The sequence below is a fragment of the Streptomyces sp. NPDC001100 genome (assembly GCF_053598575.1).
On record NZ_JBSFKO010000020.1, the window covers coordinates 20,216 to 34,827 of the forward strand.

The 14,612-nt window shown below is 71.7% G+C and carries 13 protein-coding genes; 7 read left to right on the forward strand and 6 right to left on the reverse strand.

Features of this window, described 5'->3' with window-relative positions; genetic code table 11:
- Nucleotides 1-5 precede the first annotated feature (5 nt).
- Nucleotides 6-5,012, reverse strand: coding sequence for an ATP-dependent helicase (locus ACWDEW_RS27380; RefSeq protein WP_450515873.1), 5,007 nt, complete (start codon nt 5,010-5,012; stop codon nt 6-8).
- Nucleotides 5,013-5,124: 112 nt separating this feature from the next.
- Between ACWDEW_RS27380 and ACWDEW_RS27385 the strand changes: the two genes are divergently transcribed.
- From ACWDEW_RS27385 to ACWDEW_RS27395, 3 genes are read left to right on the forward strand one after another with little or no spacing between them, the layout of a single operon-like run.
- A complete protein-coding gene (locus tag ACWDEW_RS27385) occupies nt 5,125-6,102 on the forward strand; it encodes an AraC family transcriptional regulator (RefSeq protein ID WP_450515875.1) in 978 nt (325 codons plus the stop codon).
- Nucleotides 5,988-6,749 (forward strand): AzlC family ABC transporter permease, encoded by a 762-nt coding sequence (locus ACWDEW_RS27390; protein WP_450515876.1) that lies wholly within the window; start codon nt 5,988-5,990, stop codon nt 6,747-6,749. The genes ACWDEW_RS27385 and ACWDEW_RS27390 overlap by 115 nt, the downstream gene beginning before the upstream one ends.
- Complete coding sequence (locus tag ACWDEW_RS27395; RefSeq protein WP_450515878.1) at nt 6,746-7,054, forward strand: AzlD domain-containing protein; 309 nt, start codon at nt 6,746-6,748, stop codon at nt 7,052-7,054. The genes ACWDEW_RS27390 and ACWDEW_RS27395 overlap by 4 nt, the downstream gene beginning before the upstream one ends.
- A gap of 13 nt (nt 7,055-7,067) precedes the next feature.
- Here the strand turns inward: ACWDEW_RS27395 and ACWDEW_RS27400 are convergent, their stop codons facing one another.
- On the reverse strand, nt 7,068-8,012 hold the full coding sequence (locus tag ACWDEW_RS27400; RefSeq protein WP_450515880.1) for a hypothetical protein: 945 nt from the start codon (nt 8,010-8,012) through the stop codon (nt 7,068-7,070).
- 80 nt (nt 8,013-8,092) lie between these two features.
- On the opposite strand from ACWDEW_RS27400, the gene ACWDEW_RS27405 reads away from it, so the two are divergent.
- Together ACWDEW_RS27405 and ACWDEW_RS27410 are read left to right on the forward strand one after the other, a co-directional pair.
- On the forward strand, nt 8,093-8,287 hold the full coding sequence (locus tag ACWDEW_RS27405) for a DUF3046 domain-containing protein (RefSeq protein WP_355902326.1): 195 nt from the start codon (nt 8,093-8,095) through the stop codon (nt 8,285-8,287).
- Between the two features lie 59 nt (nt 8,288-8,346).
- Nucleotides 8,347-9,741, forward strand: a complete 1,395-nt coding sequence (locus ACWDEW_RS27410; RefSeq protein WP_450515882.1) for an AI-2E family transporter — start codon at nt 8,347-8,349, stop codon at nt 9,739-9,741.
- A 34-nt stretch (nt 9,742-9,775) separates the two neighbouring features.
- Here the strand turns inward: ACWDEW_RS27410 and ACWDEW_RS27415 are convergent, their stop codons facing one another.
- The 3 genes from ACWDEW_RS27415 to ACWDEW_RS27425 all read right to left on the reverse strand — a co-directional run bounded on the left by ACWDEW_RS27415 (nt 9,776) and on the right by ACWDEW_RS27425 (nt 11,304).
- On the reverse strand, nt 9,776-10,534 hold the full coding sequence (locus ACWDEW_RS27415) for a hypothetical protein (RefSeq protein WP_450515884.1): 759 nt from the start codon (nt 10,532-10,534) through the stop codon (nt 9,776-9,778).
- Nucleotides 10,535-10,632: 98 nt separating this feature from the next.
- Nucleotides 10,633-10,758, reverse strand: coding sequence for a hypothetical protein (locus tag ACWDEW_RS27420; RefSeq protein ID WP_450515886.1), 126 nt, complete (start codon nt 10,756-10,758; stop codon nt 10,633-10,635).
- A 117-nt stretch (nt 10,759-10,875) separates the two neighbouring features.
- Nucleotides 10,876-11,304, reverse strand: a complete 429-nt coding sequence (locus ACWDEW_RS27425; RefSeq protein WP_450515888.1) for a class I SAM-dependent methyltransferase — start codon at nt 11,302-11,304, stop codon at nt 10,876-10,878.
- Between the two features lie 292 nt (nt 11,305-11,596).
- Here ACWDEW_RS27425 and recA point away from each other — a divergent pair, with 292 nt between their 5' ends.
- Both recA and recX read left to right on the forward strand, forming a co-directional pair.
- Nucleotides 11,597-12,733: a recombinase RecA gene (gene recA, locus ACWDEW_RS27430; RefSeq protein WP_450515890.1), complete on the forward strand. Its 1,137-nt coding sequence runs from the start codon at nt 11,597-11,599 to the stop codon at nt 12,731-12,733.
- 3 nt (nt 12,734-12,736) lie between these two features.
- Nucleotides 12,737-13,762: a recombination regulator RecX gene (recX, locus tag ACWDEW_RS27435; protein ID WP_450515892.1), complete on the forward strand. Its 1,026-nt coding sequence runs from the start codon at nt 12,737-12,739 to the stop codon at nt 13,760-13,762.
- A gap of 220 nt (nt 13,763-13,982) precedes the next feature.
- Here the strand turns inward: recX and ACWDEW_RS27440 are convergent, their stop codons facing one another.
- On the reverse strand, nt 13,983-14,117 hold the full coding sequence (locus tag ACWDEW_RS27440; RefSeq protein WP_450515894.1) for a hypothetical protein: 135 nt from the start codon (nt 14,115-14,117) through the stop codon (nt 13,983-13,985).
- Between the last annotated feature and the right edge of the window lie 495 nt (nt 14,118-14,612).

The window sequence follows — 14,612 nt, forward strand, 5'->3', positions numbered from 1 at the left end:
TCGGTTCATGCGCGCAGGCGCAGGCCGCGCGGTGTCGCGATGAAGCCCGCTCCTTCCAGGAGGGTGCCGATGGGAGAGGTCAGGGCCGAGGTGCCGTTGACGCGCTCCACCGTGACCGTGCCGAGCGAACCGGCTCGGGCCGCTGCCGCGAGCGCTTCGGCGGCCCCTTGCAGGCGTGGGTCTTCGGTGGCCGCGGTGTCCGGTGCGGAGGGCCAGGCGAGCAGGGTCTTGCCGCCGCGCTCCATGTACAGCGTCAGCTCCCCGTCGACGAGTACGACGAGCGAGCCGGCCTTTCGCCCCGGCTTGTGCCCGGCGCCCGTCGGCGGCTCGGGCCAGGGGAGGGCGGCGCCGTACGCGTTCGCCGGGTCGGCGGCGGCCAGGACCACCGCCCGGGTGGCGAGGGAGGGGCGGCGGTAGGAGGACGTGCTGTTGGTCCGGGGTGCCGGGGCGGGGAAGTCGCGGGGCGAGATGTAGTCGCCCGGGGACGGGGGGTGGGAGGCGGGGGAGCCCCGGAGCCGTGAGGTGGGTCCGGCCGCTGTGCCCGTGGCGTCGAGGTCGTCGAAATCGGTGAACGGGCCGAAGGCGTCGGCGAAGTCGTGACCCCCGGGGAAGTCGGATGTGTTGCGTCGGCCGTGGAGGTCGGGGGAGTCGTAGGTGGTCGGGGTCGCGAAGCGGTCGACGGAACCGGCGGGCGGTGAGCTGGAGCCACCGAGCCTCGCGAAGCCGTAGGGGTCGTTGTCCGAGGCGTCCGGTGTGGGCAGGTCGTCGCCCCGGTCGCGGGCGTTGGCGACCGCGCGGAGGCGGTCCACCGCGCCGTCCATCGCGAACTGGGCGGCGCCGAGCCCCTCCACGACATAGCCGCGCCGCGCCTGACCGCTCTCCTCAAAGACGGACAGGATGCGGTACGTCGCCGAGAACCCGCCTTCCACGCCCTCCGCGGCGACCGCGCCCCGGGTCACCACGCCGTGCCGGTCGAGCAGGGTGCGGGCGAGGGCGTGGGCGCGCACGGTGGGGTCCGGCTCGTGGGCGGGGAGCAGGGACCAGCGGCCGGCGACGGTCGGCGGACCGGTGCGGGAGGCGGGCCGTGCGGCGGCGGTGAGGGAGCCGTAGCGCCCGCGCGGAACCGTACGTTTCGCGCGGTGGGCCGTGGAGCCCGCCGTACGGCCGGAGCCCAGCAGGGAGCGCATGGGGGTGAGCGTGTCGTTCGTGAGCCGGCCGGACCAGGCCAGGTCCCAGACGGCGTCGGCCAGTTGGGGATCGGTGGCGTCGGGGTGGGTGGTCGCGCGGACCTGGTCGGCGATCTGGCGGAAGAAGAGGCCGTAGCCGCCGGAGAGGGTGTCCAGGACGGACTGGTGCAGTGCCGTGAGTTCGAGCGGGTGCGGTGGCGGGAGGAGCAAGGGGGCCGCGTCCGCCAGGTAGAGGGAGATCCAGCCGTCCTTGCCGGGGAGGGAGCCTGCGCCTGCCCACACCAGCTCGCCGGATGCGGTGAGTTCGTCGAGCATGGCCGGCGCGTAGTTCGCCACGCGGGACGGCAGGACGAGCTTCTCCAGGGCGGACGCGGGCACGGAGGCGCCCTGCAACTGCTCGACGGCGCGCACCAGTCCGTCGATGCCGCGCAGTCCGTGGCCCTTCCCGATGTGCTGCCACTGGGGGAGGAACTGCGCGAGCGCGGCCGGCGGCACCGGCTCCAACTCGTGCCGCAGCGCGGCCAGGGAGCGGCGGCGCAGCCGACGCAGCACCGTCGCGTCGCACCACTCCTGACCGATGCCGGCCGGATGGAACTCCCCTTGTACGACACGGCCGTTCGCCGCGAGCCGCTGCAACGCGCCCTCGGTGACGGCCACGCCGAGCCCGAAGCGGGCGGCTGCCGTGGCCGATGTGAACGGGCCGTGGGTGCGGGCGTGGCGTGCGAGGAGGTCGCCGAGCGGGTCCTTGACCGGTTCGGTGAACGCCTCCGGGACGCCGACCGGCAGCGCCGTGCCGAGCGCGTCGCGCAGGCGGCCGGCGTCCTCGATCGCCGCCCAGTGGTCGGCACCGCCGATACGGACCCGGATCGCGCGCCGCGCGGAGGCCAGGTCCTGGGCCCACTGGGGCTCGGCGCCCCGCTCGGCCAACTCGGCGTCGGTGAGCGGGCCGAGCATCCGCAGCAGGTCGGCGATGCCCTCGGCGTCCTTGATGCGGCGGTCCTCGGTGAGCCACTGGAGCTCGCGCTCCAGCTCGGTGAGTACTTCCGCGTCGAGGAGTTCGCGCAGCTCCGCCTGGCCGAGCAGCTCGGCCAGCAGCCGGGAGTCCAGGGACAGGGCGGCGGCGCGGCGCTCGGCGAGCGGTGAGTCTCCCTCGTACAGGAACTGGGCGACGTACCCGAAGAGGAGGGAGCGGGCGAAGGGGGACGGCTCGGGGGTGGTGACCTCGACGAGGCGCACCTTGCGGGACTCCAGGTCACCCATCAGTTCGGTGAGCCCCGGGACGTCGAAGACGTCCTGCAGGCATTCGCGGACCGCTTCCAGGACGATCGGGAACGAACCGAACTCGCTTGCCACCTGGAGCAGTTGAGCGGCCCGCTGGCGCTGCTGCCACAACGGGGTGCGCTTGCCGGGGTTGCGGCGCGGCAGGAGCAGCGCGCGGGCGGCGCACTCGCGGAAGCGGGCCGCGAACAGGGCCGAGCCGCCGATCTGGTCGGTGACGATCTGATCGACCTCGCCCTTGTCGAAGGCGACGTCCGCCGCGCCCACGGGGGCCTGGTCGGCGTCGTACTCCGTGCCGGCCTTCACGGGCTCCTGGTCGAGCAGGTCCAGGCCCATCAGGTCGGCGTCGGGCAGCCTCAGGACGATGCCGTCGTCGGCGTGCATCACCTGGGCGTCCATGCCGTAGCGCTCGGAGAGGCGGGCGCCGAGGGCGAGGGCCCAGGGGGCGTGGACCTGGGCGCCGAAGGGGGAGTGGATGACCACGCGCCAGTCGCCGAGCTCGTCGCGGAAGCGCTCCACGACGATCGTCCGGTCGTCCGGGATGTGGCCGCAGGCCTCGCGCTGTTCCGCCAGGTACGACAGCACGTTCTCCGCGGCCCAGGCGTCGAGGCCCGCGGCGAGGAGGCGCAGCCGGGCGTCCTCCTTGGGCTGGGAGCCGACCTCGCGGAGGAACGCGCCCACCGCGCGGCCCAGTTCGAGCGGGCGGCCCAGCTGGTCGCCCTTCCAGAAGGGGAGCCGGCCCGGGACGCCCGGTGCGGGGGAGACCAGGACACGGTCGCGGGTGATGTCCTCGATCCGCCAGGAACTGGTGCCGAGGGTGAAGACGTCGCCCACCCGGGACTCGTAGACCATCTCCTCGTCCAGCTCGCCGACCCGGCCGCCGCCCTTCTTGGGGTCGGCGCCCGCGAGGAAGACCCCGAAGAGACCGCGATCGGGGATCGTGCCCCCGGAGGTGACGGCGAGGCGCTGTGCGCCGGGGCGGCCGGTGATCGTGCCGGCGATGCGGTCCCACACCACGCGTGGGCGCAACTCCGCGAAGGCGTCGGACGGATAGCGGCCCGCGAGCATGTCCAGCACGGCAGTGAACGCCGACTCCGGGAGCGATGCGAAGGGTGCGGCGCGGCGGACCGTGGCGAGCAGGTCGTCGACCTGCCAGGTGTCCAGCGCCGTCATCGCGACGAGTTGCTGGGCGAGGACGTCCAGCGGGTTGGCGGGGACCTTCAGGGACTCGATGGAACCGGTGCGCATCCGCTCGGTGACCACGGCGGCCTGGACGAGGTCGCCCCGGTACTTCGGGAAGACCACGCCCGTGGAGACCGCGCCGACCTGGTGTCCCGCGCGGCCCACGCGCTGGAGGCCGGAGGCCACGGACGGCGGGGACTCCACCTGGATGACGAGATCGACGGCGCCCATGTCGATGCCCAGCTCCAGACTGGACGTGGCGACCACGGCGGGGAGCCGGCCCGCCTTGAGGTCCTCCTCGACCTGGGCGCGCTGCTCCTTGGAGACCGAGCCGTGGTGCGCGCGGGCGATGACCAGGGGCGCGCCCTGGGCCGCGCCGGAGCCGCCCATCAGCTCGGCCGGTGCGTGGTGTTCGTCCAGGGGCTCGCCGGTCGCCCGCTCGTAGGCGATCTCGTTGAGCCGGTTGCACAGACGCTCCGCCAGGCGACGGGAGTTGGCGAACACGATCGTTGAACGATGGGACTGGACGAGGTCGGTGATGCGCTCCTCGACATGCGGCCAGATCGAGGGCTTCTCCTTGCCCTCGTTGCCGTCCGCCACCGGGGAGCCGCCCAACTCGCCCAGATCCTCCACGGGGACGACCACGGAGAGGTCGAACTCCTTGCCCGACTTGGGCTGGACGATCTCCACCTTGCCGCGCGGGGAGAGATAGCGGGCGACCTCGTCGACCGGGCGCACGGTCGCCGAGAGGCCGATACGGCGGGCCGGCTTCGGCAGCAGCTCGTCCAGCCGCTCCAGGGACAGCGCGAGATGCGCGCCCCGCTTGGTGCCCGCGACCGCGTGGACTTCGTCCAGGATCACCGTCTCGATGCCGGTCAGCGCGTCACGCGTGGCCGACGTCAGCATCAGGAACAGGGACTCCGGGGTGGTGATCAGGATGTCCGGCGGTCGGGTGGACAGGGCGCGGCGCTCGGCGGGCGGGGTGTCGCCGGAGCGGATGCCGACCTTGACCTCGGGCTCCGGCAGGCCCAGACGCACGGATTCCTGACGGATGCCGGTGAGCGGGCTGCGGAGGTTGCGCTCCACGTCGACCGCGAGGGCCTTCAGCGGAGACACGTACAGGACGCGGCAGCGCTTCTTCGGGTCGGCCGGCGGGGGTGTCGCGGCGAGCTGGTCCAGAGCGGCGAGGAAGGCGGCCAGGGTCTTGCCGGAGCCGGTCGGGGCGACCACCAGCACGTCCGAGCCCGCGCCGATGGCCCTCCATGCGCCCGCCTGGGCCGCGGTGGGCGCGGAGAACGCCCCCGTGAACCAGCCGCGGGTCGCGGGGGAGAAGCCGTCGAGGGCTCGATGTGCGGAGCTGACCATGTGTCCATCCTGCACCCGACCACTGACAATGCGTCTGACCTGCGGGAATTCTCCGGCGACGGAGTGCTGGACGGTTTCCGAGGCTGCTGCCCACGTGGCGGAGAATGGCCGTATGGCAGGTTCGGGCGAGCGGGCGAGGCACTGGCGGTACAAGGAACTGCCCGGGGTCGACCTGCTCCGGGCCCGGTACATCCGCAAGACGTTCGTACGGCACACGCACGAGAACTTCGTGATCGCCGCCATCGCGGACGGCGTCGAGGTGTTCCACCACGGCGGGGGTGACGTGTCCGCCGGGCCGGGGGCTCTGGCGCTGGTCAATCCGGACACTCCGCACACCGGCCGGGCGGGCGTGCCGGAGGGTTGGCGGTACGGGGCGGTCTACCCGTCGCCCGAGGTGGTGGCAGCGATAGCCGCCGAGACCACCTCGATCAGCGGCACTCCCGGATTCAGCAGCCCCGTGCTCGACGACCCCTACGCCGCCGGACTCGTCCATCAGATCCTGCGCGCGGCCGAGGAGGGCAACGCACTCGCCGCCGACACCCTGCTGCGGATCGCCGTCACCAGGCTGCTCCGGTTGAACGGGGGATCGCTGCCGCAGCGCGCCGTACCCACGGCGGGCCGCCGGGTCGCCGCACGCGCGCGTGCCGTGCTGGAGGACCGGATGGTGGATCCGCCCACCCTGGAGCAGCTCGCCGGGGATCTGGGAACCAGTCCGTTCGCGCTGCTGCGCGCGTTCCGGGGCGCCTACGGGATGCCGCCCCACACCTGGCTGACCGACGCCCGGGTGCGCCGGGCACTGCGGCTCCTGGACGCGGGTACGGCGCCCGCGGAGGCCGCCGTCGCCGTCGGGTTCACGGACCAGCCGCACCTCAACCGGCACTTCGCCCGGATTGTCGGCGTGCCCCCGGGTGCGTACCAGCGGGAGCGCAAGAACGTACAAGACGCGGGGCGGCGGCTCCTCCTACCGTCCGACGTGTGCCAGAACAGATCGCTTCAGACGACATACGCACCCGAGGGGGAGGAGAAGCGGCTGGGAGCAAGCCGGACTCCGCCGTCGTGCGGGACGCCCTCGGAGTCGGGGTCGCCGTAGGGCTGTCGGGGTTCGCCTTCGGCGTGACCTCGGCCGGAGGAGGGCTCACCCTGCTGCAGACCTGCGCTCTGAGCCTCCTGGTGTTCACCGGTGCCTCCCAGTTCGCCCTCGTGGGAGCGCTCGCGGCCGGCGGCAATCCGCTCACCGCGGCGGCGGGAGCCTTCTTCCTGGGCGTGCGCAACACCTTCTACGGGCTGCGCCTCTCGCAGTTGCTGGCCCTCCCGCGCGCAGTGCGCCCTTTCGCCGCCCAGTGGGTCATCGACGAGACGACGGCCGTCACCCTCGCCCAGCCCACGCGACGTGCCGCGCGGATCGGGTTCACCGTCACCGGGCTCACCCTGTACCTGCTGTGGAACCTCACCACGCTGCTGGGCGCGCTCGGCGCCAAGGCCATCGGGGACACGGACGCGTGGGGTCTCGACGCGGCCGGGCCCGCCGTCTTCCTGGCCCTGCTCGCGCCCATGCTCAGGACCACCGTCGAGCGGGCCGTCGCCGCGCTCGCGGTCCTGCTGGGACTGGGCCTGTTGCCCGTGCTGCCGGCCGGCGTGCCGGTCCTCGCGGCCGCTCTCGCGGCGCCGATCGCCCTCTACGCAGCGGGCCGTCGGCAGTCCGGCACCCGTAACGACGCACAGGAGGAAGACAGTTGACCGTCTGGATCGCGATCGTGGCGACCGCCCTCGGCTGCTACGTCGTCAAACTCGCCGGTCTGCTGGTGCCCGCGGGCGCCTTGGAGCGGCCGCTCGTCAGGCGGCTCGCCGCCCTGTTGCCCGTCGCCCTCCTCGCGGCGCTCACGGCGCAGCAGACCTTCGCCGACGGGCACGCGCTCGTGCTCGACGCGCGGGCCGCCGGGCTCGCGGCGGCCGCCGTGGCGCTGGTGCTGCGGGCACCCTTCCTGCTTGTCGTCGCGGCGGCCGTGCTGGTGACGGCGGGTGTGCGGGCCATGGGCGGCTGAGGCGGCCCCGGAGTCAGCCGATGGAGCGGCCGTACGCCTTCAAGGTGCGCAGTGCCTGGATCGTCACCATGGGGCGTGCCTCCAGGGCGATGCCCGGCGCCCACTGGCGCCAGCGGATCGGCCAGCCGCCGTCCTCCTGCTGGCCGACCGACAGATGGTCCAGGGAGCGGGCCATCTCGTCGTCCGTGAACCACGCGCGCGCGAGGGAACTCGGCGTCTTCGCGTAGTCGTACGGGAAGTGGTGCTCGCCCGGCGCGTACCCCGGGGCGACCGGGTAGGCCTCCAGGTGCTCCGGATCCAGGGCGGCGAGCCGGTGTTCGCGCACCAGGCGGCCGAGCCGGTCGGCGGCGGCCTCCGCGCGCGGGCGGTCGGGCGCCGAGTCCAGGAAGGCGACGGCGGCCTCGATCTCGTAGGGGTGCGACTTCTCCAGGGAGTCGACCGCCTGCCAGCAGAAGTCGGTGGCCCGGAACAGCCAGGCGTGCCACACCTCGTTGCGGTGCAGCAGGCCCACCACCGGCCCGGTGGCGAGGAGTTCACTGGGCGGGTCGTCCACGATCGGCACGAACGGCGCCGTCGGATAGCCGCGCTGGCCGGGAAGGATCGCCGGCAGGGCGCCGTCGGCCGTGGAGACCGAGGTCAGATAGCGGCACACGCGTTCCACCCGCTGCCCGCCGCAGCGCCCGATGGAGTCCAGGACGCGCAGCGCGTGACCGGTGTGCAGCGGCTGGCTCACCGGGCCGCGCAGATCGGGTTCCAGCGCGTGCCCGTACCCGCCGTCCTCGTTGCGGTACGCGTCCAGCGCTGTCTCCACCGGATCGGGTTCGCCGTTGAGGAAGTGGTACGCGAAGAGGCGCTGCTCCAGCACGCGCGCGGTGAGCCAGACGAAGTGCTCGGCGCGGAAGAGCGGGGAGTGCGCCGGGGGCGTCGGGGGGAGTGGGGAAGCTCCTGTTTCGGCCATGCGTCAGACCGTAGGACGGAAAGCGGTCTCGGCAGGCGGTCCCGGCCAGGGCCCACTCTCAGGGGCGGGATACTGATGTCATGCGGTTGACGGTCTTCTGGCAGCGGATGACGGAGCACTTCGGGGCGGGCTACGCCGAGAGCTTCGCGCGCGATCACGTGATGACGGAGCTCGGCGGGCGGACGGTGCACGAGGCGCTGGACGCGGGCTGGGAGGCCAAGGACGTGTGGCGCGTGGTCTGCGCGGTCATGAACGTTCCGCGGGAAAGTCGCTGATCGGTCACGAAGATCGACGGCGGTGACCGGTTGTCAGTGACGTAGGCGAGACTTGCTCCGTGGCATCCACTGACGAGACCGGGCACGACGCCCCGCAGGCATCCCCGTTCGGTACGACGCCTTCGACCCGGCCTCCGGCCGACGGCGCCGCGCCGGGCACCGGCATGCCGCGCTGGCTGCCGCGCGCCATGGTGCTGGCGCTCGCTCTCGTCGCGGTGTTCCAGCTGGGCAGTTGGGCCTTCCACCAGCTCATCGGGCTGCTGATCAACATCCTCATCGCGTTCTTCCTGGCCCTCGCCATCGAGCCCGCGGTGAGCCGGATGTCCGCCTACGGTATGCGCCGGGGACTGGCCACCTTCCTGGTCTTCCTCGGCCTGTTGATCGTGAGCGCAGGGTTCGTCACCCTGCTCGGGTCGATGCTCGCCGGCCAGATCATCAAGATGATCGAGGACTTCCCGAACTACCTCGACTCCGTCATCAACTGGGTCAACGGGCACTTCCACACCGACCTGAGACGGGTCGACATCCAGGAGGGGTTGCTCCACTCCGACTGGCTGCGCAAGTACGTGCAGAACAGCGCCACCGGCGTGCTGGACGTGTCCACGCAGGTCCTCGGCGGACTCTTCCAGCTGCTGACGATCGGCCTGTTCTCGTTCTACTTCGCCGCCGACGGGCCACGCCTGCGGCGCGCGCTGTGCTCCGTGCTGCCGCCCGCCCGGCAGGCCGAGGTGCTGCGGGCATGGGAGATCGCCGTCGACAAGACCGGCGGCTACATATACTCCCGCGGTCTCATGGCGCTGGTATCCGGAGTGGCGCACTACATCCTGCTGCAGGCACTGGGCATCCCGTACGCGCCCGTGCTCGCCGTCTGGGTCGGCCTGGTCTCCCAGTTCATCCCGACCATCGGCACCTATCTCGCGGGCGCCCTGCCCATGCTGATCGCCTTCACCGTGGACCCCTGGTACGCCCTGTGGGTGCTGATCTTCGTCGTGGTCTACCAGCAGTTCGAGAACTACATGCTGCAGCCCAAGCTGACCGCGAAGACCGTCGACATCCACCCCGCGGTCGCCTTCGGCTCGGTCATCGCGGGCACCGCGCTCCTGGGTGCCGTGGGCGCGCTCATCTCCATTCCGGCCGTGGCCACGCTTCAGGCGTTCCTCGGGGCGTACGTGAAGCGGTACGCCGTCACGGACGATCCCCGGGTGCACGGGCACCGGACCACCCGGGGGGCCGGTGGGCCCGGTCTGCTGACTCGCGCGCGAGGTTTGTGGGAGCGGCGATCGGGGACTGCCGAGCACACGGCAGCGGATTCTGCGAGGACAGCCGATTCCGGGGCCACCGATTCCGGACCGACTGACTCAGGACCGGCTGACTCCGGGTCGACCGACTCCGGCCGAAGGGACTCCGGGGCCACCGATTCCGAGCGGAGAGACTCCGGAGGCGGCTCCTCCTGAGGGATGATCCGGCGAGAACACCGGGGTGCCGCGGTCAGTACGTGAACACCGCCCACACCCCCGCCCCGGCCACCGCGACGGCGTAGCAGCCGACGGCCACCGCCACGGTCCGCAGCCGTACCGTCTCGCTCCAGGACGTGCGGGACAACAGCCAGGCCAGGGCCGGCAGGACCAGGACGGCGTGCAGACTCACCCCGTGCAGCGGCTTGAGGGGGGCCGTCGAGTGGTAGGCCGCCTCCTGGTGACCGGTCCGGGCGAGGACGACCCCGCGCGCGATCATCGCGGCGCCCGAGGCCAGCGCGACGAGCAGGATCGCGAACCCGGAACGCACCGCCAGCGCCATCCCCGTGGGACCCGTCGGCCGGTGCCGGAAGGACGCCACCGCGAACACGGCGAGCAGCACCACGAGGACAGCGCCGCCCACCGCGAGCGTCATGGACACCGCCGTGTCGAAGGGCGTCTCCATGTCCAGGTGCGACGGCACCCGCCGCCACGCCTGCAGGGTGATGCCGCCGACCTCCACCACGCAGTCGGCGGCGAACACGACGAGCAGGACGGTGCGCAGTCTGGCCCCGACACGCAGATACGACGTCACCCAGGTGACCGCGATCAGCGTCGCCCCGAAGGAGAGCCCGAACGTGACGGGCTTGCGCCAGGAGACGGGCCCGTACCAGGGGCCGCCGTCGACCGCGAACACCACCAGGTGCACCAACCCGGAGAGGATCAGCAGGGCACCGGTCGCATGACAGAGGCGCTCGGCGGGGCGTACGTGGTTCTTCAGGGCCCGAGTCATGGCCCGAGCCTCGCGGGAACTCGCCGCGCAGTCGTCGTACGACCGAAGACACCAGCCGTACACCGACGGAAGTAGGGTTCCCTGAGGAATACGCCGGGTCAGGCGGGGTCGGCCGGTGGATCGGCGATGCCGACGATGCTTTCCTCAAGGGAACGGACGCGGACCGTCCAGCCCAGGGCCGTGAGGTCTTCAGCGAGGGTCCGGGCGTCATGGAACACCTTCACGACGCGGTACTGACGTGACGGCCGTCGTCGAGTCGGCGCAGCACCGTGGGGACCGGTCCGTCCGTTACGCCCTCTTCGTCCGCGACAGCGGCCGGTCCGTCGTCGACGAAGATCGCTTTACCGCCCGGCGCGAGCATGGCGGCGCCGGTGCTCCAGAACCCGGACAATCGTGTCCGCGGAATGCGGAATGTGGGAGAGCCAGAAGGCGAAGAACACCGTGTCGTAGCGCCGCGACGGTCGCCATGTGAACAGGTCGGCCTGAAGGAACCGGACGTTGGGGAAGGGAACGCGTGCGCGGGCGACGGCCGGTACCTCGGCCGCCGCGTCGACGGCCGTCACCGACCGGGCCCGGGCGGCGAGTCCCACGGTTCCACTGGCCGGTTCCGCAGGCCAGTTCCAGCACATCGTCGCCGGCCGGAAGATCCTCGACCACGGCCGGCAGCCGCCGCAGCTTCTCACGCTCCGTATAGGGCGGTCGTACTCGGCCGCCGCCGCGCGGTAGTAGGCCTGCTGCTCCGTGAGGAGGGCATCGTCATCACTGCTCATGGCCGGAAAGGTCGGGCCTGTCCCTGAGGCAAGGTCAATCCCGACCGTAGGTCGCGGCAGTGTTGTCGGACGGCGTAGATGACGTGAGTGCCGCGTGGTGCGCTTGACACGAAAATCGAACATCCATTCTTATGGAAGCTCCGGCGAGGCCATGGCGGGCATTTCGGCAGGCTTTTGATGGTGAAGTGCCCGAGTTATCCACAGGCCGGACGGGCGTCGGGGCGCATTGTCAGTGGCAGGCGTTAGCGTCTTTGACGTGAAGCGATCGACTCAAGCAAATCGGGTGGAACCCATGGCAGGAACCGACCGCGAGAAGGCACTGGACGCCGCTCTCGCACAGATTGAACGGCAGTTCGGCAAGGGCGCGGTGATGCGCCTGGGCGAGCGGCCGAACGAGCCCATCGAGGTCATCCCCACCGGGTCGACCGCACTCGACGTCGCCCTCGGTGTCGGCGGTCTGCCGCGCGGCCGAGTGGTGGAGGTCTACGGCCCGGAGTCCTCCGGCAAGACGACCCTGACCCTGCACGCGGTGGCCAACGCCCAGCGGGCCGGCGGCCAGGTCGCGTTCGTGGACGCGGAGCACGCCCTCGACCCCGAGTACGCGAAGAAGCTCGGCGTCGACATCGACAACCTGATCCTGTCCCAGCCGGACAACGGCGAGCAGGCCCTGGAGATCGTGGACATGCTGGTCCGCTCCGGCGCCCTCGACCTCATCGTCATCGACTCCGTCGCGGCACTCGTCCCGCGCGCGGAGATCGAGGGCGAGATGGGTGACAGCCACGTCGGTCTGCAGGCCCGTCTGATGAGCCAGGCCTTGCGGAAGATCACCAGCGCGCTCAACCAGTCCAAGACCACCGCCATCTTCATCAACCAGCTCCGCGAGAAGATCGGCGTGATGTTCGGCTCCCCGGAGACCACGACCGGTGGCCGCGCGCTGAAGTTCTACGCCTCGGTGCGACTCGACATCCGCCGTATCGAGACCCTGAAGGACGGCACGGACGCGGTCGGCAACCGCACCCGCGTCAAGGTCGTCAAGAACAAGGTCGCCCCGCCCTTCAAGCAGGCCGAGTTCGACATCCTCTACGGCCACGGCATCAGCCGCGAGGGCGGCCTGATCGACATGGGCGTGGAGAACGGCTTCGTCCGCAAGGCCGGCGCCTGGTACACGTACGAGGGCGACCAACTCGGCCAGGGCAAGGAGAACGCGCGCAACTTCCTGAAGGACAACCCCGACCTGGCCAACGAGATCGAGAAGAAGATCCTGGAGAAGCTGGGCGTGGGCGTCCGTCCGGAGAAGGAGAAGCCCGCCGCCGAGCCGGTCGCGGACACGGCGGCCTCCACCGCCACGGACGACGCCGGCAAGGTGGTGCCCGCTCCGGCAGCTGCGGCCAAGACCACCAAGGCCAAGGCCGCGGCAGCCAAGAGCTGACCCGTGACACGACGAACGGACTGGGCCGAGTACGCGTATCCCGGCGCCCCGCAGGGGCGCGGGGGAGGCGGCGACGGCCTGGCCCACGGCGCGGACGGCGAACTCAAGGAGCCGTACGGCATGGACGGGCCGTACGGCGACGAGCCGGGCGGCGAGTGGTCGCCCGGTGGCTTCGGCTTCGCCGGTGAGTCCGGTCCGCCGTTCGGCGGCCCGGAGTCCGGCGATGGTTCGGCGGGCAGCGGTCGGCCTTTCAGGAGCTCGGCACCCGACGGCACGTCGCCCCACGGGGGATCGACCGACGACGGCGCACCCGGCCGTGGCTCGCGCCGCAGTCGCGGAGCGAGCGGCGGGGGCGGCGGGGGCGGTTCATGGGAAAGCGGCTCACGGGAGGGTGGCTCACGCGGGGGTACGGCTCGTGGTGACGGCGCACGCGGTAGGCGTGGGCGCCGTGGTCGCGGCTTCGGAGAGTCGTCCGGAGGAGACGGAGGTGACTTCTCCTCGTCGAGGGCCGAGAAGGAGGAGCCGCCGGCGGACCCGGCCGAGCGGGCGCGGGGCATCTGTCTGCGCCTGCTCACCGGGAACCCGCGTACCCGCAAGCAACTCGCGGACGCCCTGCGCAAGCGGGAGATCCCGGACGAGGTGGCCGACGAGGTGCTGTCGCGGTTCGAGGAGGTCGGACTGATCAACGACGGTGCGTTCGCGGACGCCTGGGTGGAGTCGCGGCACCACGGCCGGGGACTGGCACGACGCGCGCTCGCCCAGGAGCTGCGCACCAAGGGTGTCGACTCCACACTGATCGACGAGGCCGTCTCCCAGCTCGACTCCGAGCAGGAAGAGGCAACGGCACGCGAGCTGGTGAACCGCAAGCTGCGCTCCACCCAGGGCCTCGACCGCGACAAGAGGCTACGGCGCCTCGCGGGCATGCTGGCCCGCAAGGGCTACTCCCAGGGCATGGCCCTCAGAGTGGTCCGCCAGGCGCTGGAAGAAGAGGGCGAGGACACGGAGTTCCTCGGGGACGAAGGGTACTGATCCGGGCCCCTGCCTGAGTTCATGGCCGGCTCCCGCTCCGGCTTCTCGGTGGTGCACATGGCCTGAACACGGTGGACGCGCGGGGACGCCGACCGCGTTCGGGCGAGCACCGGCCGAGGTCTCAGGCACGCGAACGATCTCGTCGCCCGACACGTCGACACTCCGCTCGCCGAGCGAGTCCGTTGTTCGCGCTGCTGCGGCTCGCGAGGGCGACCCGCCGTCAGGTCCTGCGGAGTCTGCGGATCGAGGCGCCGTCGGTGGTACTGCTCGCCAGGGCGCCCGGCAGCGATATCGCCCTCGCCGTCCTGACCGGGTTCAGCATCGGGATGCCCGGCCGGGCCGCACCGTCGGTCACCTCTCTCGCCTCTCGTCCACGTCGCGATCGTGACGGCCGGCGCTGCGCTCGCGCTCGTCGCCACAGCCCTCCCGGGGCGGTCGGCCCTCCGGTCGCGGGCGCTGACGGTGACGGTGGCGACCGCGAGGAAGTAGCCATGGGGGCGACGCACCGTTCCCGCTTCGTGAATGGCGCGTGTTCCGCACGCTTAGTGTGCGTTCCGTGAAGGGTTCGCACGTTTGGTGCGGGAGTAGCTTCTGCTGCCGTCACCCCCCGGCCCTCCCGCCTGCTGAGCCGCAGTCAGGCCCGCCTGAGCGTCTTCAGGCCGTTCCACCGGCCGACCCTTCGCATGTCATGAAAGGCGGCCCCCTTGTTTCCGCCCGCGAACCACCGAAGATCGCTGATGGCCTCCCTGGTCGGTGTCGGCCTCTTACTGAGTGGCTGCGGACTCGAATCGAGTGCCGCGCCCGCCGACGGCGGGCCGATCACGCTCGGGTTCGTCAACGCCGGCAGTAC